The sequence below is a fragment of the Albimonas marina genome, assembly GCF_029223255.1.
Classification (GTDB): domain Bacteria; phylum Pseudomonadota; class Alphaproteobacteria; order Rhodobacterales; family Rhodobacteraceae; genus Albimonas.
Genome location: NZ_JARHUC010000008.1, coordinates 253648 through 278565, shown reverse-complemented (window position 1 = coordinate 278565; position 24918 = coordinate 253648). Strand labels below are relative to the sequence as shown.

The following is a 24918-nucleotide window of genomic DNA, read 5'->3' as shown; positions in this document are numbered from 1 at the left end:
GCGGCGCGATACGGAGACCCCCATGACCGACCTGACCCCCCGCGAGATCGTCTCGGAGCTCGACCGCTTCATCATCGGCCAGCAGGAGGCCAAGCGCGCCGTCGCCGTGGCGCTCCGCTCCCGCTGGCGGCGCCGGCAGCTCGACGCCGACCTGATGCAGGAGGTGACGCCCAAGAACATCCTGATGATCGGCCCGACCGGCGTCGGCAAGACCGAGATCTCGCGCCGCCTCGCCAAGCTGGCGCAGGCGCCCTTCATCAAGGTCGAGGCCACCAAGTTCACCGAGGTCGGCTACGTCGGCCGCGACGTCGAGCAGATCATCCGCGACCTGGTCGAAGCCGCCATCGTGATGATCAAGGAGCGTCGCCGCGACGAGATGAAGGCCCGCGCCCACGGCGCCGCCGAGGAGCGGGTGCTGGACGCGCTGACCGGCTCGGGCAGCCGCGATTCCACCCGCGACATGTTCCGCCGCAAGCTGCGCGCGGGGGAGCTGGACGACACCGAGATCGAGCTCGACCTCGAGGACACCTCCAACCCCTTCGCAGCCTTCGAACTGCCGGGCCAGCAGCCGGGGCAGATGGCGGACCTCGGCTCGATCTTCGGCAAGGCGCTGGGCGGGCGCACCCGCAAGCGCAAGGTGAAGGTGAAGGACAGCTACGAGCTGCTGATCGCCGAGGAGGCCGACAAGCTCGTCGACCAGGAGACGGTGACCCGCGACGCGATCGAGGCGGTGGAGCAGTCGGGGATCGTGTTCCTCGACGAGATCGACAAGGTCTGCGCGCGCGAAGGCGCGAAGGGCGCCGACGTGTCGCGCGAGGGCGTGCAGCGCGACCTGCTGCCCCTGATCGAGGGCACGACCGTGACCACCAAGCACGGCGCGGTGAAGACCGACCACGTCCTCTTCATCGCCTCGGGCGCCTTCCACGTCTCCAAGCCCTCGGACCTGCTGCCGGAGCTTCAGGGCCGCCTGCCGATCCGGGTGGAGCTGAAGGCGCTGACCGAGGCGGATTTCGTGCGCATCCTGACCGAGACGGACAACGCCCTGACCCGCCAGTACGCCGCCCTGCTGGAGACCGAGGGGGTGAGCGTGGACTTCGCCGAAGACGGCGTCGCCGCCATCGCGGAGTTCGCGGCCGAGGTGAACCGCTCGGTCGAGAACATCGGCGCGCGCCGCCTGCACACGGTGCTGGAGCGGGTCTTCGAGGAGCTGAGCTACGAGGCGCCCGACCGCGGCGGCCAGTCGGTGACCATCGACCGCGCCTATGTCGAGGCCCGCGTCGGCGCGCTGGCCCATTCCGCCGACATGAGCCGCTACGTGCTCTGATCCGGGCGGCCGGCGCGGGCCTACCGAGGCTGCGCCCGGCCCGCGCCCCCGCCCCCGGCCCGCCTCCCGCCCGCCCTCCCCGGCGGGCCGGGGGCGGGGGCGCGGGCCTTCGCGGCGGGCGTCGGGTCGGGGACGGCGAGCAGCCCGGCCTCGCGGCGTTTGCCTCGGGGCCTGCGACGGGCGACACTGCCGCCTGCGTAAAGACATGCGGAAGCGGACGCGACAGGGAGTCGGCGCGATGAAGGATTTCGGGACCACCGGCCACGCGGTCTCCGCCGACGAGCGGGCGGCGCTGGAGCGCGAGGCGCTCTACGTCCCCGCCAACCCGCCGCCGCCGATGGCGAAGCTCGAGGCCTCGCGCCTGCTGCGCAAGGTCAACACCGTGCGGATGATGTGGAAGGGGTCGAAGAACCTGCTCGACCTGATCCACCCGGAGCTGGCCGGGCGGCGCTGGCACGTCGTGCGCGCGGGCGGGGAGACGATCTTCACCGTCAACGACGCCGACTTCGCCCGCCACGTCCTGCAGGTCAATTCCGACGCCTACGTGAAGGGCCGGCTCTACGAGATCATCTTCTCGAAGTTCCTGCGCAAGAGCTCGCTGACCATGGACGGCGACGTCTGGCGCCAGCGCCGCCGCCTGATCTCGCCCGCCTTCAACGCCCGCGCCATCAAGGGGGTCGAGGCCGTCGTCGCCCGCCATGTCGAGGCGATGCTGGAGAGCTGGGGCGAGGCCGCCGACGCCGCCCGCCCCGTCGACCTGACCCACGACGTGGGCGAACTCGCCATGCGCATCGCCATGGAGGCGTTCTTCTCCGCCGACATGGGCGACGACCCCGCCCGCATCGGCGACCTGATGGACAAGGTCATCACCGACGCGGGCTCGCCGCCCTTCGCGGACATCATGAACCTGCCGGGCTGGTTCCCCCGCCGCTCCCGCAAGCAGGCGATGGGCTGGCTGGAGGAGCTCGACGCCTGGCTCTACGGCCTGATCGACGCCCGCCTCGCGCGGCGCGACCAGGGCGAGCCGGAGGCGCCGGACCTGCTCGACATCCTCGTCCACGCCAAGGACGAGGAGACGGGCGCCTTCCTCGACCGCCAGTCGATCCGCAACGAGGTGCTGACGCTGTTCGCCGCCGGGCACGAGACCACGGCGCTGAGCTTCGCCTGGGGCCTCGACCGCCTGTCGCGGGAGCCGGACTGGCAGGACCGCCTCGCCGCCGTCGCGGCGGAGGCGGAGGCCGAGGCGGGCGGCCCTCTGGATCCCGCCCAGGCGCGCGGCGTCGCGCTGCTGCCGGCGGCCTACGACGAGATCCTGCGCCTCTACCCGCCGGCCTTCTCGATCGGGCGCCAGGCGATCGCCGCCGACCGGTTCGAGGACGTGGAGATCGCGCCCGGCACGCGCATCCAGATCGTGATCGGCATGATCCACCGGAACCCCCGCTACTGGGAGCGGCCGGGCGTCTTCGACCCCGAGCGGTTCCTGCCCGCGGGCCGGGCCGGGCGGCATCCGTTCGCGCATATCCCCTTCGGCGGCGGGCCGCGGATCTGCGTGGGGCTGGCGCTGGCGCGGCTGGAAGGGGTGCTGCTGCTGGCGCGCGCGCTGCCGCGCTTCCGCCTCGCCCCCGACGGCCCCCCGCCTGAGCCGGTGGGCAAGATCACCCTGCGCACCCGCGCGCCCGTGACCCTTCGGGTCGCGCGCCGCGGCTGAGACGGGGCGGCCGGGGGCCTCGCCCGCCGCCCCTGTCGTCAGGCGCTGCGCCGGTTCAACCGTGGCGCGGCGGCCCCGCCGCCGGTCTCGCCGCCGCCGTTCCGGCCGGGCGGCTCTCCTCTTCCAGGCGGCCTCCGCCCGGACCGGCCGCGCCGGGCCGCGGGCGGCGCGGTCCTCCCTTGGTCGAATGCTCGTATACAAAGCAAATGCTCGCTTTCTCGGCGGCCGCGTGCTTGAGTGACCGTCCGACAAGCGCCGCCGCGGGTCCCTCCGGGGGCGGACGGCGCGGAAGGCCGGGCGTGAACCCGGTCTTCAGAGAGCATGGGGCAGGGTGCCGTCGGAGCCGGGCCGTGGGCCCGACGGGACGAGAACGGGTGGGTGACGAGCATGAGCAAGCGAACCGCGCGCACGGCGATGCCGGGCTACGCCGAGATGATGGCGCCCTGGATGATGATGACCGAGATGTGGCGCTTCCACTACGAGGCCTCGGCCGCCGCGGCGGAGGTGATCCTGCGCCGCACGCTGCTGGCCGCGACCGGGGCGCTGAGCCTGCAGGAGGCGGTCGACATGGTGCTGGAGAAGCCCGCCGCCTTCTCGAGCGCGCTCGAGGAGATGGCGCTGGCGCTGGCCGGCGGGGCCGCCCCGCAGGAGGCGATGCGCGCCGCCGCCGTGCCGGTCACGCGCCGCATGCAGGCCAACGCCCGGCGCCTGCGGCGCTGACGCGACCGCCGCCCCGGGGCCCCGCGCGCTCAGTCGGCGCGAGGGGCGGGGCGGCCGGCCTCGTCCTCCTCGCACAGCGCCAGGAAGCGCGCGCGGGTGACGGCGAAGGCCGAGCTGCGATCCTCGACGTCCGCGACCGCCTGATACAGCGCGCGCGGCCCGGGCATCGCGTCCATGTTCATCCACCAGATGAAGCCGCCGCCCTCGTCCCGCGTCAGCCGCGCGAGGCGCGCCAGCAGCGCGCGCGCCACGCCCCGGCGGCGGAAGGCGGGGTCCACCGCCAGGTCCTGCAGGTAGCGGCCGCGCACCGCGTAGGCGGTCTCGTAGGCCGGCTGGTGGACGGCGACGCCGGCGGCGGCGCCGTCGATCTCGGCCAGCAGCACCTTCAGCCCGATGTCTCCCGCGAACACGTCCCGCCGCACGATCTCGGCCGTCATCGCCCCCGCCTCTCCGCTGATCTCGGCGCCGAGGATGTTCATCAGCCGCGCCACCTCCTGCGCGTCGGCGTCGCCCGCCTCGCGGATCGTCAGGCCCGCGGGACGCGGGCCGGGGGCGAGGGGGAGCGGGTCGGCGGGCCAGTCGGGGGCGGTCATCGCGCGGGATCCTCGGGTCGCAGCGGGCCGGGCGCCGGGGGCGGCCGGAAACGGAACGGGCGGGCCGAAGGTCCCGGCCCGCCCGTCGATGTCGTCAGGCGCCCGGCGCGGCCGGGCGGGGCCTCAGGCCAGCTCGCGCACGTCGGTCAGCTTGCCGGTCACCGCCGCGGCCGCGGCCATCGCCGGGCTCAGCAGGTGGGTGCGGCCGCCGCGGCCCTGACGGCCCTCGAAGTTGCGGTTCGAGGTCGAGGCGCAGCGCTCGCCCGGCTTCAGCTGGTCGGGGTTCATCCCGAGGCACATCGAGCAGCCGGCCATGCGCCACTCGAAGCCCGCGTCGATCAGCTTCTGGGCGATGCCCTCCTCCTCGGCCTGGGCGCGCACGAGGCCCGAGCCGGGGACGATCATGGCGCGCACGCCCTCCTTGACCTTGCGGCCCTCCATGACCTTCGCAACCTCGCGCAGGTCCTCGATGCGGCCGTTGGTGCACGAGCCGATGAACACCGTGTCGATCTCGATGTCCTTCAGCGCGGTGCCGGGCTTCAGGCCCATGTACTCGAGCGAGCGGGTCGCGGCCGAGACCTTGCCGCCCTTGAAGCTGTCGGGCGAGGGGACGACGGCCGAGATCGGCAGCACGTCCTCGGGCGAGGTGCCCCAGGTCACCACGGGCTCGATCTCGGCGGCGTCGATCTCGATGATCTTGTCGTAATGCGCGCCCTCGTCCGAGGTCAGGGTCTTCCAGTGCGCCAGCGCCATCTCCCACGCGGCGCCCTTCGGCGCGTAGGGACGGCCCTTCACATACTCGAAGGTCTTCTCGTCGGGGGCGATCAGGCCGGCGCGGGCGCCGCCCTCGATGGCCATGTTGCAGACCGTCATGCGGCCTTCCATGGACAGCGAGCGGATCGCGGAGCCCGCGTACTCGATCACGTAGCCGGTGCCGCCGGCGGTGCCGGTCTTGCCGATCACGGTCAGGGTGATGTCCTTGGCGGTGACGCCGACGGGCAGCTCGCCCTCGATCTTCACCAGCATGTTCTTGGACTTCTTCTGGATCAGCGTCTGGGTGGCGAGCACGTGCTCGACCTCCGAGGTGCCGATGCCGTGCGCCAGCGCGCCGAAGGCCCCGTGGGTGGCGGTGTGGCTGTCGCCGCACACGATGGTCATGCCCGGCTGGGTCAGGCCCTGCTCCGGCCCGATGATGTGCACGATGCCCTGGCGGACGTCGTTCACGTCGAAATAGGTCACGCCGAAGTCGGCCGCGTTCTTGCGCAGCGTGTCGATCTGCAGCTTCGCCTCGGGATCCGAGATCTCGCCGGTGGCGCGGCCCACGTCGGTGGGCACGTTGTGGTCGGGCACGGCGACCGTCAGCTCGGGGCGGCGCACCGGGCGGCCGGCCATGCGCAGACCCTCGAAGGCCTGGGCCGAGGTGACCTCATGGGTCAGGTGCATGTCGATGTAGAGGAGGCAGGTGCCGTCCTCGGCCTCGTGCACCACGTGGGAGTCCCAGATCTTGTCGTACAGGGTCTTGGGGCCGGTGCTCTTGGGGGCGGTCATCGCGTTCGTCTCCGGAATTGGCGTCAGGCTGGGGTCGTCATCAGTCGCGGTCCGCGCGGGCGCGGTCCCGGGCTTCAGAGAAGGCCAGGGAGTTCGGCGTAGCGGCCGAAGAAGCGCCACGGCAGGCGGGCGCGGTCGCTCATGACGAGGGGTCCGGACATGGCGCGGAAATTATGTCGCGCATCCGCCGGCCGCAAGCGGGGAATCGCAGGCGGACGAAACCGGCGCGCCGGCGGGCGGCTCTGCCGGCCGCTGCGCGGCCGGGACGCCCGCCCGCCGACCCCGGTCCCGGGGCTCAGAGATCCCAGGGCAGGGCGGGGCCCGCGGGGACGATGCAGTGGGGGTTGAGGCTGCGGATCGAGTGGTAGCCGCGCTTGATATGGTCGATCGAGACCGTCTCCCGCACGCCCGGAAGCGCCAGCATCCGCCCCGTGTGCGCGGTCAGCGCGGGGTGGTCGACCAGCCGGCGCAGGTTGCACTTGAACAGGCCGTGATAGGCCGCGTCGAAGCGGATCAGGGTGACGAACAGGCGCACGTCGGTCTCGGTCACGCGCTCCCCGAACAGGAACGGGCCGCCGGCGGCGAGGCGGGATTCGAGCGCGTCGAGCATCGCGAAGACCTCGGCGAAGGCGTCTTCGTAGGCCTCTTGCGTGGTGGCGAAGCCGGCGCGGTAGACGCCGTTGTTGAGGCGCGCGTAGACCTCGGCGTTCAGCGCGTCGATCGCCTCGCGCAGGTCCTCGGGGCAGAGGTCGACGGCGTTGCGGGCGAGCGGGCCGAAGCCCGAGTTCAGCATCCGCAGGATGTCGGCGGATTCGTTGTTCACGATCGTCCGGCGGGTCTTGTCCCACAGCACCGGCACCGTGGCCCGGCCCGAGACGGTCGGGTCGGCGGCGGTGTAGATCTCGTGCATCCACGTCGCGCCGAACTCCGGATCGGCGGAGGGGGCGAGGCCCGTGGCGGCGCCCGTTCCGAAGCGCCAGCCCTGGGCGCCCAGCTCCGGCTCGACCACCACCACCTCGATCGCCTCCTCCAGCCCCTTCAGCGCCCGCCCGATCAGCGTGCGGCAGGCCCAGGGGCAGATCAGCGCCACGTATAGGCGATAGCGCCCCGCCTCCGCCGCGAAGCCGCCCTCGCCGGTGGGGCCGGGGGCGCCGTCGGGGGTCACCCAGTTACGGAAGCTCGAGGTCTGGCGCACGAAGCCGCCCTTGGCGTCCGTCGCCTGCACGGGCTGCCAATCCTCGGTCCAGCGGCCGTTCACCAGCATCGCGGGGTCTCCTGTCGTCGGGGGGGGGGCGGGACCGGCGCGCCCTGAGGGACGCGCGGTCGGATTATTCGGGTCGGGATCAGGCGGCCAGCGCCACCGCGCCGCCCCAGGGGTCGTGCAGCAGGGTCAGGCCGTCGCGCGTCTCGGGGACGAGGCCCGCGGCCTCGGCGCGGGCCAGCGCCGCGTCGCGCACGGCGGGCTCGCGCGCCGCCAGCACCACCTGGTCCAGCCCGACCATGCCCTGGGGCCGGCGCTTCGCGCCGCGGCTGTTCCAGACGTTGCCGGCGAGCTGGTGGTGATAGCCGCCCGAGCCGTAGAAGCTCGCGCCCGGGTAGTCAGCCACCACGTCGAAGCCCAGCACGTCGCGATAGAAGCCGTCGGCGCGCCCGGTCTCGCCGACCTGCAGGTGCACGTGGCCCACCATCAGCCCCGACGGCGCCTGCGCATAGGCCCCGCCGCCGCCGCTGGCGAGCAGGTCCTGCGCGTCGAGCGGCAGGGTGGCGAGCCGGATCTCGCCCGACGGCTCCCGCCAGGAGGCGACGGGCCGGTCGGCATAGACCTCGATCCCGTTGCCCTCGGGGTCCGAGAGGTAGACCGCCTCCGAGACGACATGGTCCGAGGCGCCCTCCAGCCGGATCCCCGCCTGCGCGGTCCGGTTCAGCCATCGGCCCAGGTCGGCGCGCGAGGGCATCAGGAAGGCGGTGTGGAAGAGCCCCGCCTGGCGGCGGTCGAGCGGCGCGAGCCGCGCGTCGCCGCTCAGCTCCAGCAGCGCGCGCGGCGCGCCGTCGGGCCCGGGCGCGCCCAGCACCGCGAAGCCCGCGCCCTGGTCGATGCGCGAGAGGCCCAGCAGCCCCTCGTAGAAGTCGGCGACGCGGGCGAGGTCGCGCACCCGCAGGCGCACGCGGGCGACATGCAGCGGCGCGGCGTGCAGGTCGAACATCGCGCCGGGCGCCGTCGCGGCGGAGGCGGTGGGGGCGTCGGTCATGGGCTCTCTCCTGGCGGCGCGGGGCGAAGGGGCGGTCCCGCTCAATATGCCCCCGGCGCCTGCGGGCGATAATATGGGCAGGCCGGAATATATTGTGGCCGTCGGCGAAACGCGGGGCCGGAGCCGACGCGCCCGGCGACATCCGTCGCATTCCTGTTCCCGATGGTCGGGGGCGGACCGCGGGTTCGGGGCCGAGGGTGGTTCCCTTGGGACAGGCCGCGTCCGGCTTCGTATAGCGCGCGCCTTCGGAAAGCCGTGGGGTTGCCTTTCGGGGCCTGCGCCCTAGGCTCTCCGTCTCCGCGCCGGAAATTCGGGTGAATGAATGTAATATTCGTCCGTCCATCCGCGCGGATCGTCGACGGGGTGAGTCAAGGCTCATCTTTCCGTCCGTCCGGCGAATTCGATGTCGGCGCCCCGGCTGCGCCGCCAATACGAACAGAAACTGAACCGGGCCCCCGGCCCGGAGGAGGGGAGCCGTGTATTCCAGCATCATGACGCCGGTCGACCTGGCCCATGTCGACCGCTTGCGAAAGTCGCTCGACGTGGCCGCCGGGCTCGCCCGGCTCTACGACGCGCCCATCGCCTACGTCGCCGTAACCTCGCCCGAACCGAGCGCGGTCGCCCACAGTCCCGAGGAGTTCGCGGCCAAGCTCGAGACCTTCGCCGCCGCCGAGGCCGAGACCCACGGGATCCGCGCCACGGCGCATCCGGTGGTCAGCCACGACCCGGGCGTCGACCTCGACCGCAAGCTGATCAAGGCCGCGGACGAGATCGGCGCCGACCTGGTGGTGATGCAGAGCCACGTGCCCAACCTGGCCGACCACCTGTGGCCCTCGCACGGCGGGGCGCTGGCCTCGCACGCGAAGGTCTCGGTCTTCCTGGTGCGCTGAGCCGCCGCCGACCCCGCGCGACATCCGAGCGGCGCGGCCCCGCGCCCCCTGTGAAATCCTGACCGGGAGATCCGCATGAGCGACGATCCCAGCCCCGAGGCGATTCCCTCGCCCGAGGGCCCCGCCAACATCATCGAGACCGATTTCGAGATCGGCCAGGACAACATCCAGCCCAAGATCGGGCCCTTCGGCCTCGACATCCACAACCCCGTCTTCGCCATCTCGGCGCTGGTGGTCATCGCCTTCGTGATCGTGACGCTGGCCTTCCAGAACTCGCTGGGCCCGGCGTTCAACGACCTGCGCGGCTGGCTGACCGGCTCGCTCGACTGGTTCTTCCTGCTCGCGGGCGACATCTTCGTGCTGGTGTGCCTGGGCATCGTGGTCTCGCCGCTGGGCAAGGTCCGGCTGGGGGGCAAGCACGCGACGCCCGACTATTCCTACTTCGGCTGGTTCGCGATGCTGTTCGCCGCGGGCATGGGCATCGGCCTGATGTTCTTCGGCGTGCTCGAGCCCGTCTACCACATGGCGATCTCCGAGCCGCTGGGCGTGCCCTCGCCCTTCGCCGAGGACGGCACGCTGATCCCCGAGAACCTGGACGCCGCGCGGGCCATGGGCATGGCCGCCACGATCTACCACTGGGGCCTGCACCCCTGGGCGATCTACGCGGTGGTGGCGCTGGCGCTGGCGCTGTTCAGCTTCAACAAGGGCCTGCCGCTGACCGTGCGCTCGATGTTCTACCCGATCTTCGGCGAGAAGGTCTGGGGCTGGCCGGGCCACATCATCGACATCCTGGCGGTGTTCGCGACGCTGTTCGGCCTGGCCACCTCGCTGGGCTTCGGCGCGCAGCAGGCCAACGCCGGCCTCTCCTTCGTGTTCGGGCTGCCCAACAACATCGACGTGCAGGTCGTCCTGATCCTGCTGATCACCGCGGTGGCGCTGTTCTCGGTGCTGCGGGGCCTCGACGGCGGCGTGAAGATGCTGTCCGAGGTCAACATGGTCCTCGCGCTGGCGCTGCTGCTGTTCGTGGTGCTGGTGGGGCCGACGCTGGCGATCCTGACCGGCTTCGCCGACGGGCTGGTGGCCTATGGGCAGGAGCTGATCCCGCTGTCCAACCCGTTCGGGCGCGAGGACGATTCCTTCCGCCAGGGCTGGACCAGCTTCTACTGGGCGTGGTGGATCTCCTGGTCGCCGTTCGTGGGCATGTTCATCGCCCGCGTCTCCCGCGGGCGCACGGTGCGCGAGTTCATCGTCTGCGTGCTGATCATCCCCACCATCGTCTCGGTGTTCTGGATGTCGGCCTTCGGCGGCACCGCGATCGAGCAGGTGGTCGAGCTCGCGGATTCCAAGGTCAAGGAACACGTGATCGACAGCTACAGCCCGGAGTTGTCGCTGTTCGGGATGCTGGCCGACCTGCCGATGGCCTCGATCACCTCGGTGCTCGCGGTGGTGCTGGTGATCGTGTTCTTCGTCACCTCGTCCGACTCGGGCTCGCTGGTCATCGACACCATCACGGCCGGCGGCAAGGTCGACGCCCCCGTCTCCCAGCGCGTGTTCTGGGCGAGCTTCGAGGGGCTGGTCGCCATCGCCTTGCTGGTCGGCGGCGGACTGGGGGCCTTGCAGGCCATGGCCGTCTCGACCGGCTTCCCCTTCGCGGTCGTGCTGCTGATCGGCTGCTGGGCGATCATCAAGGGCCTGATGGACGAGCCGCGCTGAGCCCCGGCGCGACCGTCTGAACAAACGAAGGGCGCCCGCCGGCCGGCGGGCGCCCTTCCGCGTTTCCGGGGGGGCCGCGCGGGCGGCCCGGCTCAGGCCACGCTGGCGGCGTGGTAGAGCGCCACCACATGCTCGCGCGCATCCTCCAGATGCTCGCGCAGGCCGGCCTCCAGCGCGTCCGCGTCGCGGGCGCGGATCGCGGCCATCAGCGGATCGTGGGTCTCGGCGATCTTGGCCGGGTCGTCGTAGAGCCGCCCGACGATGGCGATTCCCGCCCGAAGCTGGGTGGCGAGCTGGTCGAAGATCCGCACGATCTGGGCGTTGCCCCCGATCTCGCACAGCATCCGGTGGAAGGCGTAGTCCTCGATCACCTGCTCCTGCGCGGCGCCGGCGCGGCCCAGGCGGTGCAGGGTCTCGAGCTGCGCCTCCAGCCGGGCGAGGTCCTCGTCCGTGATTCTCTTCATCGCCAGGCGCGCGGCGTGGATCTCGAGGCACTCGCGCAGGTCGTAGATGTCGTGCATCTCCTTGGAATCGTAGGCATGCACGAAGAAGCCCCGGCGGGGGTGGGAGACGATCAGCCCCTGGCTCTCCAGCAGCCGCAGCGCCTCGCGCGCGGGCGCGCGGGAGGTGCCCAGTTCGCGCGCCAGCTTCGCCTCGGCCACCTTCTCGCCCGGCCGCAGCCGCCCGTCGCCGATCGCGCGGACGACCTGGTCGGCGATTCGCGTCACCAGGTCGTCGGCTTCCAGCGCCCGAAACGTCGGGCCGGCGGATCGCTCCGGGCTGTTCTCGAACATCTTGGAATACCGTCCCTCTCGTCCTCCCGCGGCGGGTCCTTTTCCGTGAGCGTCAAGGGCGAGTCGAGCCCCCGATCCACCCACGTCAGGCCGCGTCGCCGGGCCCGGCCGAGTCGGATCAGGGAACCCTGAAAAAAAGAAACTGTCGACAGTTGATTTGTCGTCAAATCTTCATCAGGGTGTTTTGCATCGCAGCAGGGTCGTCGGGACGAAGCCGGACGGCAAGCCCTTTTTGGAGTCAGCTATGACGATCCAGACCCAGGTCTCCTCGGCCCAGCCGATGGAACGGGTTCACCTCGCCGCCGCCTACCGGCTGATCGCCGAGTTCGGCATGGACGATTCCATCTTCACCCACATCTCCGCCAAGGCGCCGGAGTCCGAGGGCAAGGACGCGTTCCTGATCAACCCCTACGGGCTGCGCTTCGACGAGGTGACGGCCTCGAACCTCGTCACGGTCGACATCCACGGGAACATTCTGCGCGACGACTACGGGCAGGGGATCAACAAGGCGGGCTTCACCATCCACTCGGCGGTGCACATGGCGCGCCCCGACGTGCATTGCGTGCTGCACACCCACACGGTCGCGGGCGTGGCGATCTCCTCCTCCGAGGAGGGGCTGCTGCCGCTGAACCAGTGGTCGCTGGAGTTCTACGACCGCATCGCCTTCCACGACTACGAGGGCATCGCCCTGAACCTCGAGGAGCGCGAGCGCCTGATCGCCGACCTGGGCGACAAGATGATCATGATCCTGCGCAACCACGGCCTGATGACCTGCGGGACCTCGGTCGGGGACGCGTTCAAGGCGATGTTCAACTTCGAGCGCGCCTGCAAGGCGCAGCTGGCGCTGATGGCGACCTCGCTGACGCCGCGCCTTGTTCCCCACGACCTGGCCGAGTTCACCGCCCGCCAGGGCGAGGACTGGGCGGCCAAGCACGAGGCCTCGGGCAAGCCCGACCCGGAGTGGGAAGCGTACCTGCGTCTGTGCAAGAAGCGCTGCCCCGACTTCGACCGCTGACGATGAACGCGATCCCGCCTCTCCAGCCCCAGGCTTCCGCCGCGCCGGAGGACGACCCCCGGGCGCCGGCGATCGGCGTCTACCTCTCCGACGCGCTGGACCTGAAGGCGGTGTTCGGAGAGGCGCGCGATCCCCGCCTGGTCCTGCTGCGCCCCGAGGAGGTCGAGGATCCCGCCGCCGTCGTCTGCGCCCTGTGCTGGCAGGCGGGGCCGCAGGCCTTCGCGCCCTATCCCAACCTGAAGCTCGCCGGCTCCATCGCCGCGGGCGTCGACCACATCCTCTCCTGCCCCTCGCTGCCCGCCGACGCGGTGGTGACCCGGGTGCGCGACGACAGCCAGGCCGACCTGATGGCGGGCTTCGCGGCCTTCCACGTGGTCTGGCACCACCGCCGCATGGACGATTTCCACGAGTGGAACCGCCGGGGCGAGTGGCGGCGAACCGACCGCCCCGCCGAGCCCTGCGAGACGACGGTGGGCGTGCTCGGCTACGGCATGATGGGCCGGGCGGTGGCGCGCGCCGTCTCGACGCTGGGCTTCCGCGTGGTGGCCGCCGCCCGCTCGCCCGCCGAGGGCGCAGCCGGCATCGAGGTGCTCTCGGGTCCCGACGCCATCGGGCGGACGGCCGAGCGCGCGCAGATCCTGATCAACGTCCTGCCCCTGACGGCGGAGACGCGCGACGTGCTCGACGCCGCCCTCTTCGCGCGGATGCCCAAGGGCGCCTGCCTGATCCAGATCGGCCGGGGGGAGCACATGGTGGAGGAGGACCTCCTCGCCGCGCTGAACTCCGGCCAGGTCGCCGCCGCCTCGGTCGACGTGTTCCGCCAGGAGCCGCCCCGCCCCGACCATCCGTTCTGGGCGCATCCGCGGGTGTTCGTCACCCCGCACCGCGCCTCCGACACCTCGCGCCACGCCACCGTGCGCCAGCTCGCCGACGCCATGCAGGCGCTGGCCGAGGGGCGCGACCCCGACACCCGCGTCGACCGCCGCCGAGGCTACTGACCGCGCCCGCCCGCCTCCCGCCCGCCAAGCCCCCTCCCGGAGCCCGAAGATGACCTCAACCGCCCCCGCCGTCCCCGTCCAGGAGCGCCTCGCATGACCGACGCCGCGGCCGACCGCATCCTGGTCGGCGGAAAGATCTGGGCCGGCCTGAATGAGGGCTTCTACGAGGCGCTCGCCATCCAGGGGGACAAGGTCCTCGCCGTGGGCACGCGCGAGGAGATCGAGGCCATGGCCGGCCCCGAGACCGAGGTCGTCGACCTGAAGGGCAAGCTCGCCACGCCCGGCCTGAACGACAACCACATGCACCTGCACATGTACGGCTTCAACATGAAGCAGGTGGACCTGCGCGCCCGCGACGGCGTCCGCTCGGTCGAGGCGCTGCTGGAGCGCATCGCCAAGGCCGCCGAGACCGCCCAGCCGGGCGAGTGGATCGTGGGCCGCGGCTACGACCACGACAAGCTGGCCGAGCAGCGCCACCCCCACCGGCGGGAGCTGGACGCCGCCGCCCCGAACAACCCCGTCTACATCGTGCGCGCCTGCGGGCACGTGGGCGTGGCGTCCTCGAAGGCGCTGCAGCTCGCCGAGATCGGCCACAACACGCCCGACCCGTTCGGCGGCGCCATCGGGCGCGCCGAGGGCGAGCTGACCGGCTGGCTCGCCGAGACCGCGCGCGAGCCGCTGCAGCGGGTGATGCCCAAGGCCGAGGTCGAGGACATCGTCGAGGCCATCGAGCTCGCCGGCCGCGACCTGCTGACCTACGGCATCACCTCGGTGATGGAGGCCGCCATCGGCATCCGCGACGACATCCTCGAGCTGCGCGCCTACCAGAAGGCCCATGCCGAGGGGAAGCTGCCGGTGCGCGTGGCGGGCGTGCTGATGGGCGATCTCGACCGCAACGTCGTCGACCAGGCCCATGCCGAGGGGCTGGTGACGGGCGTGGGCGACGACATGTTCCGCATCGCGGGCGTGAAGATCTTCCTCGACGGCTCCGCCGGCGGGCGCACCGCCTACATGTCCGAGCCCTACGAGCCCGAGAGCGAGGGCGCGCCGGCGAACTACGGCCTCCAGTGCCAGACCGCCGCGCAGACCGAGGCCTTCGTGCTGAAGTATCACACCTGGGGCTACCAGGTGACGCCCCACGCCATCGGCGACGCCGCGATCGAGCAGATGCTGGTGGCCTATGAGAAGGCCTACGCCGCCCACCCGGCCGAGGATCGCCGCCACCGGATCGAGCATTGCGGCTGGCTGAGCCAATCCCAGATCGACCGCATGGCCAAGCTCGGCATCGTGCCCGCGCCCCAGCCCTCCTTCATCTACTTCTTCGGCAACGGCTACGAGGCGTGCCTGGGCAAGGAGCGGCCGCAGTTCTGCTACCCGATGAAGGCGTTCCTCGAGGCGGGGGTGCATCCCTCGGCCTCGACCGACTGCCCGGTGTGCGACATCGACCCGTTCGCCAACATCTACGCCATGGTCACCCGCAAGACCGACACCGGCGTGGTGCTGGGCGCCGACCAGCGCCTGACCATGGCCGAGGCGCTGCACTGCTACACCTACGAGGCCGCCTACGGCGTCCACGCCGAGGAGCGCAAGGGCCGGCTGATCCCGGGCCAGTACGCCGACGTCGCCGTCTTCTCGAAGGACTTCTTCGAGATCGACCCCGAAGAGATCCTGACCACCGTCTGCGACATGACCCTGCTGGGCGGCGCGGTGGTCTTCGACAGGGAGGGCCTCGCCGCATGATCTCCACGATCACCGATCGGCTGCTGCTGTCGATCCCGGTCCTGTTCGGCGTGCTGCTGTTCGGCTTCCTGCTGCTGCAGCTCGTCCCCGGCGACCCCGCCCAGGTCGTGGCCGGCCCGATGGCCGCCCCCGACGTGGTCGAGGCGATCCGGGTCCAGATGGGCCTCGACCAGCCGATGATCTACCAGTTCTGGGCCTATCTCGAGCGGATGGCCCAGGGCGACATGGGCCGCTCGATGATCTCCAACAAGGCGGTCACCGAGGAGCTGTGGTCGGCCATCGGCCCGACGGTCGAGCTGATGTTCGCCTGCCTGGTCTGGTCGGTGCCGCTTGGCATCGGCATGGGGACGCTGGCCGCGGTGCTGCGCGGCTCGATCATCGACCGCTTCATCATGGGGCTGTCGGTGGCGGGCGTGTCGCTGCCGATCTTCTTCATCGGCCTGCTGGCGGTGCAGTATTTCGGCGTGCTGTGGTTCCAGCTGCCCTTCATCGGCCGCGGCGGTCCGCTGTGGTCGGCCGACGGCCTGCTGCACCTGATCCTGCCCGCCGTCTCGCTGGGCGCGATCATGATCGGGCCGGTGGCGCGCATGACGCGGTCCTCGGTGCTCGAGGTGCTGAAGCTCGACCACGTGCGCACCGCGCGCGCCAAGGGCCTGACCGAGACGCAGGTGATCCTGCGCCACGGACTGCGCAACGCGCTGATCCCCGTCGTCACGCTGATCGGCCTGCAGGCCGGCTACCTGCTGGGCGGCGCGGTGGTGACCGAGACGATCTTCTCCTGGCCCGGCATCGGGCGGCTGACGGTGGGGGCGATCCTGAGCTCCGACTTCACCGTGGCGCAGGGGGCGATCCTGGTGTTCGCGCTGACGTTCATCCTCATCAACCTGATCGTCGACATCCTCTACTCCCTTCTCGATCCGCGGGTGCGCCGATGACCCTGGCCGAAGCCTCCACCGCCCCCGCCGCCGCGGCGGCCGCCCTCCCGCCCGAGGACGCCGCCCCCCCGCGCCGCAAGTCGTGGTTCCGTCGCCTGCTGAAGGACAAGGCCGCGGTCGCGGCGATGTCGGTGCTGCTGATCATCATCCTGGGCGCGATCTTCGCGCCGCTGCTGGCGACCCACGACCCCTACGTGAACTCCCGCTCGGTGATGACCCCTCCGGTCTGGCAGGCGGGCGGCGAGGCCCAGCACCTGCTGGGCACCGACGGGCAGGGCCGGGACATCTTCTCGCGCATCCTCTACGGCTCGCGGCTGACGCTGCTGATCGGCCTGGTCTCGGTGGGCATCGGCGGCTTCATCGGCTCGATGATCGGGCTGCTGTCGGCCTTCTACACCCGGCTCGACGCCTGGCTGATGCGCTTCATGGACATGATGCTCAGCTTCCCCGCCATCCTGCTCGGCCTCGCGCTGGTGGCGGTGATGGGGCAGGGGGCGGTGCCGGTGATCATCGCGCTGGCGGTCAGCTCGATCCCCGACTGCGCCCGCATCGCGCGCGGCATCGCGGTCGGCGTGATGAAGATGGAGTTCATCGAGGCCGGCCGCGCCGTCGGCCTCTCGGACCGGGACCTGTTCCGCAAGTACCTGCTTCGGAACTGCATCTCCTCGATCATGATCTTCATCTCGCTCCGCTTCGGCCAGGTCATCCTGATCGGGGCTGCGCTCTCGTTCCTCGGCCTGGGCGCGCGCCCGCCGATGGCCGAGCTCGGCATGATGGCTTCCCAGGGACGCGACTACCTGCTGTTCGCGCCGCACATCGCGGTGATCCCCTCGGTCGTCATCTTCATCATCGTCCTTTGCGCGAACGTCGCCGGCGACGCGCTCCGCGACGTGCTCGACCCGCGGCTTCAGGCCTGAGGCCGCGGCCAACCCCGCATCGCGGACCGGGGCGACAGACCCCGGCCGCCATCGCACCCGATACGTGCCGACAAGGAGGGCCCGTTAGATGACCAAGAAAACCCTGGGACTGGGGGCGGCGCTGGCCGTCTCGCTCCCGGCGCTGGCGACGGCGCAGACCGTCACCATCGTCCGCGAGCTGGACTCGAACAAGTACGACCCCCCCGCGATCACCGCGCTGGCCGGGTCCGAGGCCCTGTTCATGATGGGCGACACGCTCGTCGCCCTGAACGAGGACATGAAGACCATCGAGCCGCTCCTGGCCGAGAGCTGGGAGGTCTCCGAGGACGGCAAGACCTACACCTTCAAGATCAAGCAGGGCGTCAAGTTCTGCGACGGCAAGCCGATGACCGCCGAGGACATCGCCTACTCGATCAACCGCTGGGTCAGCCCCGAGCTGAAGTCGGGCGTCGCCTGGCGCGCCGGCGACATCAAGGAAGTGGTCGCGCTGGACGACTACACCCTGAAGTACGAGCTCAACGCCCCCTACTCCGAGCTGCTCTACCAGCTGGCCCAGTCCTTCGGGACCGTGGTCGACAAGGAGAACGTCGAGGCGCTGGGCGCGGACTTCGGCGTCACCGGCTTCAACGGCACCGGCCCCTTCTGCTGGGAAAGCTGGGAGCCGCGCAACCAGCTCGTGATGACCAAGCATGAGGGCTACAACTGGGGTCCGCCGATGTACGGCGAGGGCGCGGCCAAGGTCGACAAGGTCGTGTGGAAGACGGTCCCCGAGGCCGCGACCCGCACCGTCGCCCTGCTGACCGGGCAGGCCGACGTCTCCTACTACGTGCCGTTCATCGGCCTCGAGAAGATGCGCCAGGCGCCGAACATCGAGGTCGTGCGCTCCGACGCGGCGTTCTGGACCAACTTCATCGGCTTCAAGATCGACAAGCCCGGCATGAACGATCCGGCGGTGCGCAAGGCCATCAACCTGGCCGTGAACCGCGAGGCGATGGCCGAGGACCTGTTCTTCGGCGAGGTCGACCCGGCCTACACCTACGTCTCCGCCGGCGCGCTCGACTTCGCTCCCGAGGTCGACAAGTTCGTGCTGAAGTACGACCCCGAGCAGGCCAAGAAGGTCCTCGACGAGGCCGGCTGGACCGTGGGCGCCGACGGCGTGCGCGAGAAGGACGGCGTGAAGCTCGAGCCGACCATCTACTCCTTCATCGGCGAGTGGGCGAAGACCTCCGAGATGGTCCAGGCGGACCTTCTGAAGGTGGGCATCAACCTGCAGATCCAGACCTTCGACCCCACCGTCATCTGGGGCAAGCTGGCGACGCAGGAGTTCGACGTCTTCACCATGGGCTTCCCCTACGTGTCGACGGGCGACGCGCTGAACCTGTACTTCCGCTCGGCGAACATCCCCTCGCCGAACCGGATGAACTGGAACGACCCGGAGACGGACGAGCTGCTCAAGCAGGCCGCCGCCGCCACCACCGACGAGGAGCGCGCCGCGGCCTACGGCAAGGTGCTGCTGAAGGTGCAGGAGGCGGTCACCTGGCTGCCGATCTACGAGCGCCCGATGCAGATCGCCTACGTCAACAAGCTCAAGCCGATCACGCCGCACAACATCTACGGCGCCGGCCTCTACAAGGGCCTGCAGCTCGAGTTCAAGTGAGCCGCGCCCCCTGACGACCGCGCCGGCCCCCGCCCGGGGCCGGCGCCCCTCTCCCCCCCGATGAATTCCGCCCGCGCCGCGCCCCGCGCGCCGGGCCGCGACCCGAGGTCCGCCCCAGATGTCCGAGCCCTCCGCCCCCGCCACCGTGATCCGCGACGCCGCCTGGATCGTCGCCTGGGACGAGGCCAAGGGCCGCCATACGTACCTGCACGACGGCGACGTCGCCTTAGTCGGCGACCGCATCGTCCAGGTCGGCGGCAAGTACGAGGGCGAAGCCGCCGTCGAGATCGACGGGCGCGACCGCATGGTCGCCCCGGGCCTGGTCAACATCCACTCCCACCCCTCGTCCGAGCCGATGAACAAGGGGATGCTGGACGAGCTCGGCTCCAAGCGCCTCTACATGTCCTCGCTCTACGAGTTCATGCCCCTGTTCCGCCCCGACCCCGAGGGGGTGCAGGACTGCGTGAAGGTCGCGCTCTCCGAGCTGCTGATGTCCGGCGTCACCACGCTGGTCGACCTCTCGGTCCCCTACGAGGGCTGGATCGACCTGCTGGCGCAGAGCGGGCTTCGCGCCTACGCGGCGCCCATGTACCGCTCCGCCCGCTGGTACACCAAGAACGGCCACGTCACCGAATACGAGTGGGACGAGGCCGCCGGCGAGAAGGCGATGGAGGAGGCGATGTCGGTGATCGACGCCGCCGTCGCCCACCCCTCGGGCCGCCTCTCGGGCATCGTCTCGCCCTCCCAGATCGACACCTGCACGCCCGAGCTGATCCAGGCCTCCGCCGCCGAGGCGAAGAAGCGCGGCCTGAAGATGACGCTGCACGCCGCGCAGAGCGTGGTGGAGTTCCACGAGATCACGCGCCGCCACGGCATGACGCCGATCGAGTGGCTCGACAGCCTCGGCGTGCTCGACGACAACCTGATCATCGGCCACGGCATCTTCCTCAACGATCACGCCAGCGCCAACTGGCCGCTGGGCAACGACTTCGAGCGTCTGCAGAAGTCCGGCGCCGCCGTCGCCCATTGCCCGACCGTCTTCCAGCGCCGCGGCATCACCATGCGCACGCTCGGCCGCTACCTGCGCGGGGGCATCCGCATGGGGCTGGGGACCGACACCTACCCCCACAACATGATCGAGGAGATGCGCAACGCGCTGACCAACTCCCGCGTCATGGCCACCAACGTCTACGACATCCGCACCGCCCAGGTGATCGACATGGCCACCACCGGCGGCGCGGCGATCCTGAACAACGACCAGATCGGCAAGCTGGCCCCGGGCCTGAAGGCCGACCTGTTCACCGTCGACATCAAGCACCGCGCCATGCGCCCGGTGCGCGACCCGCTCTCCTCGCTCGTCTACGTCGCCGCCGAGCGCGCCGTCTCCGACGTCTACGTCGACGGCCGCCAGGTGGTGAAGGACGGCGACTGCATCGCCTTCGACCTGGACCGCGCGCTGGACGGGCTCGAAGCCGCCCAACGGCGCGCCGAGGCGATGTTCCGCCAGCTCGACTTCGCCGGCCGCAGCCACGCCGAGGCGGCCCCCTACGTCTACGCCAACGAGGGCGCCGAATGACCGAAGACACCGACGCGCCTCTCCTCGAGGTCCGCGACCTCCAGGTCCATTTCGACACCGAAGGCGGCGTGTTCCGCGCCGTCGACGGGGTCAGCTTCTCGGTCCGCCGGGGGGCCACGCTGGGCATCGTGGGCGAATCCGGCTGCGGCAAGTCCGTGACCAGCCTCGGCGTCATGCGCCTGATCCCGCGCCCCCCCGGCCGCTACGCCGGCGGCCAGGTGCTGTTCGAGGGCAAGGACATCCTCAAGATCTCCGAAGGCGAGATGCGCAAGCTCCGCGGCGGGCGCATGGGGATGATCTTCCAGGAGCCGATGACCTCGCTGAACCCGGTCTACACCATCGGGCAGCAGATCATCGAAAGCCTCCGCGCCCATGGCTGGAAGGACAAGGCCAAGGCCCGCGCCCGCGCCATCGAGATGCTGGACCTGGTGAAGCTGCCGAGCCCGGAATCCCGCGTCGACGACTTCCCCCACCAGCTCTCCGGCGGCCAGCGCCAGCGCGTGATGATCGCGCTCGCGCTCGCCAACGATCCCGAGCTCCTGATCGCGGACGAGCCGACCACCGCCCTCGACGTCACCATCCAGGCCCAGATCCTCGACCTGATGCGCGACCTGCGCGAGCGGACGGGCTCGGCCATCGTGCTGATCACCCACGACCTCGGCGTGGTGGCCGAGACCTGCGACGACGTGGTGGTGATGTATGCCGGCAAGGTGGTCGAGAAGGCGCCCGTCGCCGATCTCTTCGCCTCCGCCCAGCATCCCTACACGCTGGGCCTGATGGCGGCCGTGCCCCGCCTCGACGTGCGCGCCGACCGGCTGGAGACGATCCCCGGCTCGGTGCCGCCGCCCTATCTCCAGCTTCCGGGCTGCCGCTTCGCCGGGCGCTGTCCGCTGGCCACCGACCACTGCCGCTCCGCGCCCCCGCCGCTGAAGGAGATCGGGCCCGGCCGCGCCGTCGCCTGCTGGCGCGCGCCCATCGAGGAGGTCGCCGCATGAGCGCCCCGGTTCTCGACGTCCGCAACCTGACCAAGCATTTCCCGGTGAAGTCGGGCGTGCTGAAGCGCACCACCGGCGCCGTGCAGGCGGTCACCGACGTGACCTTCTCGGTCGGCGCGGGGGAGACGCTGGCGATCGTGGGCGAGTCCGGCTGCGGCAAGTCCACCACCGGCCGCGCGCTGCTGCGCCTGCTCGAGCCCGACTCCGGCCAGGTGGTGCTGGACGGGGAGGACGTGACGGCCCTGCCGCTCTCGCGCCTCCAGGCGGCGCGGCGGCACATGCAGATGGTCTTCCAGGACCCGTTCGGCTCGCTCAACCCGCGCATGACCGTGCGCGAGACGCTGATGGAGCCGATCCTCCTGCACCGCGTCGCCACCGGCCCCGCGGCCGAGAAGCTGGTCTCCGACCTGCTCAAGACCGTGGGCCTGAACGACTACCATGCCGAGCGCTATCCGCATGAGTTCTCGGGCGGCCAGCGCCAGCGCATCTGCATCGCCCGGGCGCTGGCGACGCGCCCCCGCCTGATCGTGTGCGACGAGCCGGTCTCGGCCCTCGACGTCTCGGTGCAGGCGCAGATCGTGAACCTGCTCCAGGACCTTCAGCGCCAGTTCGGCATGGCCTACGTGTTCATCTCCCACGACCTTGCCGTCGTGCGGCACATCGCCAAGCGCGTGGCGGTGATGTACCTGGGCCGCATCGTCGAGGAGGCGCCGGCCGAGGAGCTGTTCGCCACCCCGCGCCACCCCTACACCCGCGCCCTGATCGAGGCCGCGCCCAAGCCCGTGCCCGGCGCCGCCGAGGGGCGGGAGATGGTGATGGGCGACGCCCCCTCGGCCCTGCGCCCGCCCTCGGGCTGCGCCTTCCACCCGCGCTGCCCGCTCGCCCAGGACATCTGCAGGCGGGAGCGGCCGGAGCTGCGCGCCATGCCCTCGGCCTCCGGCTCCGCCGCCGCGGCCTGCCACTTCGCAGAGACCGTGGCCGCCATGCCCACCGAGACCGCGCGCCCCACGCCCCCGCTGCTGGCGCGCCGCCTCGCGGTCCTCGCCGACGCCCGCGCGGCGCAGGGGGCCTGAGCCCGAACCGACGCCGGGGCCGCCCGCGGGCGGCCCCGGCGCGCCGGGATCCTGCGGACGACCGTCCTAGAGGATGAACACCCGCGCCATCCCGACGTAGAGCGTGTCGGAGGACGGCGAGGCCGTGCCGCGGCCCGAGAAGATCTGGATCTGGATGTCCTTGTCGCCGTTGTTCACGTAGGCCATGGCGCAGTGATAGACCCAGCGGTCGTAGCCGTTGTTGGCGCCGCCCACGCTGTCGTCCCACCAGACCTCGTCCGACTGCGCGGTGGTGCTGCGCAGCCCGTCGCCCTGCAGGCGCGCCATGAAGCCCAGCCGGTTCTGGCCGCCGGTCTTGCGCCCCATCCCCGCCACCTGCAGCAGGATCAGCCGCTTCTCGGCCTGGGGGATGCGGATCATCCGCTCGATCCGGTTGTTGGTCCCCGAGCCGTTGCCCACGATCTCGTAGGCCTCTCCGGCCGACAGCGACTGGTTGGCCGCGCTCGTGGTGCTCAGCGTGGTGGCCGGCGCGCCCCAGCCCGCGGTGCGGCTCAGGTCCGCCTCCCAGGCCAGGTCGCCCCCGATGCTGTCGATCGGCCAGCCGCCGGAGCGGGGCGCCACGCGCGCGATCTCGGCGAAGCCGTCGGGGTCGTGGATCTCGACCCGCCCGTGGATGTTGATCCGCGCCGCGTGGTCGTTCTCCAGCCCCGCCACGAACATCGTGCAGTCGCGCGAGGCGGGGACGCTCGCCCCCGACACCTCCGTGCCGTTCAGGACCAGGTCGAGCTGCCCCTTGTTGGACGCCTTCAGCAACGAACGCCCCCACCCGCTCTGCAGCTTCTTGGGGTTGCTGATCACCAGGCGCCCGCGCTCGCAATGCACCGTCGCGGGCTCCAGCGTGTTGTTGTTCACCGGCTCCTTCTCCGGGAAGGCGGAGCCGGCGAAGCCGCAGTTCTCGATGAAGCACTTGTCGAACACGCCCACCGCGCCGCCGTCGGCGGTGTCGGAGACGCCGTTGTGGTAGATCAGCCCCTTGCGCGCGAGGTTGATGCGCGAGCTGTCGACCGTGTACAGCGTCTCGGGCGTCTGCGAGCCGCTGACGCTGCGGTCGGCGCGGAAGGCGTAGCCGTTGGTCCCGCCGAACTGGCACTGCACGAAATGCGCCGGCGCCTCGACGCGCACCGCGTCCGCGTCGGTGCCCGAGGCGCGGTGCCCGTGGCTGGTGACCAGGTGGAACTGGCTGTTGTCGCTGTCCGCGCCCACGTGCAGCCCCACCTTCCGGCAGCCGGTGATGTCGATGCGCCGGTAGGCGCCGCCGCCGGTGAACACCGACCAGCCCAGCGGCGTGCCGTCGGGGCGCTGCTCCTCCGACAGCACCAGGCCGAAGTTGGCCGTCTCGGTCCCGTCGATCTCGAACCCGCCCAGGTCGCAGCTGTTGCCCGGAATGGCCGAGGGGCCGCCGCCCACCTCCAGCTTGGCGTTGGTCGAGGTCAGCAGCAGCCGCGTCTGCCGCGAGCCGAGCCCCTCGAGCGTCGCCGCCGCCGGCGCCACCACGCGCGAGCCGAGGCGATACTCGCCCGCCAGCACGATCCCCAGCCGGCGGTTCTGCTGCCAGGCCAGCGCGGCGTCGAACCAGGCGCTGTCGTCGCCCGACCCGTTCGCCGCCGGCCCGAAGTTCTGCGGCGTGACGTAGAGCTCGGCCAGCTCCCACCACTGGCCGTCGGCGGTCTGGAAGGCCGCGGCATGGCCGGGGTTCGACGGCGCGCGGACGTAGCGCGCGCCGCCGCCGTCGCCCGGCGACTCGCGCCCCAGCGTCTGGATCGAGAGGACCGAGCCCGAGGGCGTCAGCGCCTCCGCCCCGGAGACGTCCGCCGCCTGCATCACGGTGTCGGCGTTGCCCAGGATCTCGCGCACCTGGCTCGGGCTCAGGGCCTGGGGCCGGCCGCCGCTCGACGCCTGCCGGCCCAGCAGCACCCCGGCCGAGAGCGTGGCCATGCGGTCGAGCTCGACCGCGCCTTTCTGAAGCTCGTAGGCGCCCACGACGCCGGGGCCCAGCGTGCCGCTGGTCCCGTCGGCGAGACTGCGGACGGGGGAGGGAAGGGGGAGGCGGGCGGGAGACAGGCGCATGTCGGACCTCGTCGGGGAAGGCTGCGTCCCGCCCCGGCGCCGCGTGCCGCCCGACCCGGGCCAGTCGGCCCCGTCCCGAGGCCTCCGCGTCGCGCCGACGCGCCGCGGCGGGGCCGGACGGAGTCGTTGCCATCAGGGCTCGGGAAAGGGGCGAGGCCGCGCCGACCGGCGCGCCGCCGAACGGGACGGCGGACCGGAGGAACAGGCCTTCGCCGGACGACGCGCAGGCCGCCGGCTCCTGACTGATAGCCGATGTCCGTTTAGAAAGCGTTTACGCAGCCCGCCGCGCGAGGGGCGCCGACGGGCGCATGCGAGGGCGCCGACGGGCGCGCGCGGGAGGCGGGCAGGGCGGGGGCGCCGGGCCCCC

Annotated in this window: 20 protein-coding genes; 14 read left to right on the top strand and 6 right to left on the bottom strand. The window is 71.4% G+C overall.

The genetic code is table 11. The annotated features are described in order from the left end of the window. Positions 1–22: 22 nt before the first annotated feature. The 3 genes from hslU to P2H44_RS20925 all read left to right on the top strand — a co-directional run bounded on the left by hslU (position 23) and on the right by P2H44_RS20925 (position 3752). A complete protein-coding gene (gene hslU, locus P2H44_RS20935; RefSeq protein WP_275766769.1) occupies positions 23–1324 on the top strand; it encodes an ATP-dependent protease ATPase subunit HslU in 1302 nt (433 codons plus the stop codon). 238 nt (positions 1325–1562) lie between these two features. Continuing rightward, on the top strand, positions 1563–3032 hold the full coding sequence (locus tag P2H44_RS20930) for a cytochrome P450 (protein ID WP_275766768.1): 1470 nt from the start codon (positions 1563–1565) through the stop codon (positions 3030–3032). A 387-nt stretch (positions 3033–3419) separates the two neighbouring features. Next, on the top strand, positions 3420–3752 hold the full coding sequence (locus P2H44_RS20925; RefSeq protein ID WP_275766766.1) for a hypothetical protein: 333 nt from the start codon (positions 3420–3422) through the stop codon (positions 3750–3752). Positions 3753–3781: 29 nt separating this feature from the next. On the opposite strand, the gene P2H44_RS20920 is transcribed toward P2H44_RS20925, so the two are convergent. The 4 genes from P2H44_RS20920 to P2H44_RS20905 form a co-directional block, all read right to left on the bottom strand. Next, entirely contained in the window at positions 3782–4345 is a 564-nt protein-coding gene (locus tag P2H44_RS20920; protein WP_275766765.1) for a GNAT family N-acetyltransferase, read from the bottom strand. A 123-nt stretch (positions 4346–4468) separates the two neighbouring features. Further along, positions 4469–5893 (bottom strand): 3-isopropylmalate dehydratase large subunit, encoded by a 1425-nt coding sequence (gene leuC / locus P2H44_RS20915; RefSeq protein ID WP_275766763.1) that lies wholly within the window; start codon positions 5891–5893, stop codon positions 4469–4471. 295 nt (positions 5894–6188) lie between these two features. Then, positions 6189–7157, bottom strand: coding sequence for a glutathione S-transferase family protein (locus P2H44_RS20910; protein WP_275766760.1), 969 nt, complete (start codon positions 7155–7157; stop codon positions 6189–6191). Positions 7158–7236: 79 nt separating this feature from the next. Next, complete coding sequence (locus tag P2H44_RS20905) at positions 7237–8142, bottom strand: VOC family protein (RefSeq protein WP_275766757.1); 906 nt, start codon at positions 8140–8142, stop codon at positions 7237–7239. A 476-nt stretch (positions 8143–8618) separates the two neighbouring features. Between P2H44_RS20905 and P2H44_RS20900 the strand changes: the two genes are divergently transcribed. Together P2H44_RS20900 and P2H44_RS20895 are read left to right on the top strand one after the other, a co-directional pair. Next, a complete protein-coding gene (locus tag P2H44_RS20900) occupies positions 8619–9032 on the top strand; it encodes a universal stress protein (RefSeq protein WP_275766756.1) in 414 nt (137 codons plus the stop codon). Between the two features lie 75 nt (positions 9033–9107). After that, positions 9108–10745 (top strand): BCCT family transporter, encoded by a 1638-nt coding sequence (locus P2H44_RS20895; protein WP_275766755.1) that lies wholly within the window; start codon positions 9108–9110, stop codon positions 10743–10745. A gap of 92 nt (positions 10746–10837) precedes the next feature. Here P2H44_RS20895 and P2H44_RS20890 read toward each other — a convergent pair whose 3' ends face one another. Continuing rightward, positions 10838–11539 carry a GntR family transcriptional regulator gene (locus tag P2H44_RS20890; RefSeq protein WP_275766753.1) on the bottom strand — a complete coding sequence of 234 codons (702 nt, stop codon included), beginning with the start codon at positions 11537–11539 and terminating at the stop codon, positions 10838–10840. A 244-nt stretch (positions 11540–11783) separates the two neighbouring features. Between P2H44_RS20890 and P2H44_RS20885 the strand changes: the two genes are divergently transcribed. From P2H44_RS20885 to P2H44_RS20845, 9 genes are all read left to right on the top strand, one after another. Beyond that, a complete protein-coding gene (locus P2H44_RS20885; protein ID WP_275766750.1) occupies positions 11784–12554 on the top strand; it encodes a class II aldolase/adducin family protein in 771 nt (256 codons plus the stop codon). A gap of 2 nt (positions 12555–12556) precedes the next feature. Beyond that, on the top strand, positions 12557–13552 hold the full coding sequence (locus tag P2H44_RS20880; RefSeq protein ID WP_275766748.1) for an NAD(P)-dependent oxidoreductase: 996 nt from the start codon (positions 12557–12559) through the stop codon (positions 13550–13552). Between the two features lie 93 nt (positions 13553–13645). Next, complete coding sequence (locus P2H44_RS20875) at positions 13646–15292, top strand: amidohydrolase (protein ID WP_275766746.1); 1647 nt, start codon at positions 13646–13648, stop codon at positions 15290–15292. Further along, the gene (locus P2H44_RS20870) at positions 15289–16227 is read left to right on the top strand and encodes an ABC transporter permease (RefSeq protein WP_275766744.1); all 939 of its coding nucleotides are present in this window, start codon (positions 15289–15291) and stop codon (positions 16225–16227) included. Before P2H44_RS20875 ends, P2H44_RS20870 begins: the two co-directional genes overlap by 4 nt. Next, on the top strand, positions 16224–17144 hold the full coding sequence (locus tag P2H44_RS20865) for an ABC transporter permease (protein ID WP_275766741.1): 921 nt from the start codon (positions 16224–16226) through the stop codon (positions 17142–17144). Before P2H44_RS20870 ends, P2H44_RS20865 begins: the two co-directional genes overlap by 4 nt. 88 nt (positions 17145–17232) lie before the next feature. Further along, positions 17233–18801, top strand: a complete 1569-nt coding sequence (locus P2H44_RS20860; protein ID WP_275766739.1) for an ABC transporter substrate-binding protein — start codon at positions 17233–17235, stop codon at positions 18799–18801. A gap of 118 nt (positions 18802–18919) precedes the next feature. After that, positions 18920–20377, top strand: coding sequence for an amidohydrolase family protein (locus P2H44_RS20855; protein ID WP_275766738.1), 1458 nt, complete (start codon positions 18920–18922; stop codon positions 20375–20377). Beyond that, positions 20374–21372 (top strand): ABC transporter ATP-binding protein, encoded by a 999-nt coding sequence (locus P2H44_RS20850; RefSeq protein ID WP_275766735.1) that lies wholly within the window; start codon positions 20374–20376, stop codon positions 21370–21372. The genes P2H44_RS20855 and P2H44_RS20850 overlap by 4 nt, the downstream gene beginning before the upstream one ends. Continuing rightward, positions 21369–22445, top strand: coding sequence for an ABC transporter ATP-binding protein (locus P2H44_RS20845; RefSeq protein WP_275766734.1), 1077 nt, complete (start codon positions 21369–21371; stop codon positions 22443–22445). The genes P2H44_RS20850 and P2H44_RS20845 overlap by 4 nt, the downstream gene beginning before the upstream one ends. 66 nt (positions 22446–22511) lie before the next feature. On the opposite strand, the gene P2H44_RS20840 is transcribed toward P2H44_RS20845, so the two are convergent. After that, positions 22512–24551: a hypothetical protein gene (locus tag P2H44_RS20840; RefSeq protein ID WP_275766733.1), complete on the bottom strand. Its 2040-nt coding sequence runs from the start codon at positions 24549–24551 to the stop codon at positions 22512–22514. Positions 24552–24918: the final 367 nt, after the last annotated feature.

What these genes read in the sequence shown, in the direction of transcription:
- hslU (WP_275766769.1), top strand. Translation starts at nt 23, where the DNA reads ATGACCGACCTGACCCCCCGCGAGATCGTCTCGGAGCTCGACCGCTTC.
- P2H44_RS20930 (WP_275766768.1), top strand. Translation starts at nt 1,563, where the DNA reads ATGAAGGATTTCGGGACCACCGGCCACGCGGTCTCCGCCGACGAGCGG.
- P2H44_RS20925 (WP_275766766.1), top strand. Translation starts at nt 3,420, where the DNA reads ATGAGCAAGCGAACCGCGCGCACGGCGATGCCGGGCTACGCCGAGATG.
- P2H44_RS20920 (WP_275766765.1), bottom strand. Translation starts at nt 4,345, where the DNA reads ATGACCGCCCCCGACTGGCCCGCCGACCCGCTCCCCCTCGCCCCCGGC.
- leuC (WP_275766763.1), bottom strand. Translation starts at nt 5,893, where the DNA reads ATGACCGCCCCCAAGAGCACCGGCCCCAAGACCCTGTACGACAAGATC.
- P2H44_RS20910 (WP_275766760.1), bottom strand. Translation starts at nt 7,157, where the DNA reads ATGCTGGTGAACGGCCGCTGGACCGAGGATTGGCAGCCCGTGCAGGCG.
- P2H44_RS20905 (WP_275766757.1), bottom strand. Translation starts at nt 8,142, where the DNA reads ATGACCGACGCCCCCACCGCCTCCGCCGCGACGGCGCCCGGCGCGATG.
- P2H44_RS20895 (WP_275766755.1), top strand. Translation starts at nt 9,108, where the DNA reads ATGAGCGACGATCCCAGCCCCGAGGCGATTCCCTCGCCCGAGGGCCCC.
- P2H44_RS20890 (WP_275766753.1), bottom strand. Translation starts at nt 11,539, where the DNA reads ATGTTCGAGAACAGCCCGGAGCGATCCGCCGGCCCGACGTTTCGGGCG.
- P2H44_RS20885 (WP_275766750.1), top strand. Translation starts at nt 11,784, where the DNA reads ATGACGATCCAGACCCAGGTCTCCTCGGCCCAGCCGATGGAACGGGTT.
- P2H44_RS20880 (WP_275766748.1), top strand. Translation starts at nt 12,557, where the DNA reads ATGAACGCGATCCCGCCTCTCCAGCCCCAGGCTTCCGCCGCGCCGGAG.
- P2H44_RS20875 (WP_275766746.1), top strand. Translation starts at nt 13,646, where the DNA reads ATGACCGACGCCGCGGCCGACCGCATCCTGGTCGGCGGAAAGATCTGG.
- P2H44_RS20870 (WP_275766744.1), top strand. Translation starts at nt 15,289, where the DNA reads ATGATCTCCACGATCACCGATCGGCTGCTGCTGTCGATCCCGGTCCTG.
- P2H44_RS20865 (WP_275766741.1), top strand. Translation starts at nt 16,224, where the DNA reads ATGACCCTGGCCGAAGCCTCCACCGCCCCCGCCGCCGCGGCGGCCGCC.
- P2H44_RS20860 (WP_275766739.1), top strand. Translation starts at nt 17,233, where the DNA reads ATGACCAAGAAAACCCTGGGACTGGGGGCGGCGCTGGCCGTCTCGCTC.
- P2H44_RS20855 (WP_275766738.1), top strand. Translation starts at nt 18,920, where the DNA reads ATGTCCGAGCCCTCCGCCCCCGCCACCGTGATCCGCGACGCCGCCTGG.
- P2H44_RS20850 (WP_275766735.1), top strand. Translation starts at nt 20,374, where the DNA reads ATGACCGAAGACACCGACGCGCCTCTCCTCGAGGTCCGCGACCTCCAG.
- P2H44_RS20845 (WP_275766734.1), top strand. Translation starts at nt 21,369, where the DNA reads ATGAGCGCCCCGGTTCTCGACGTCCGCAACCTGACCAAGCATTTCCCG.
- P2H44_RS20840 (WP_275766733.1), bottom strand. Translation starts at nt 24,551, where the DNA reads ATGCGCCTGTCTCCCGCCCGCCTCCCCCTTCCCTCCCCCGTCCGCAGT.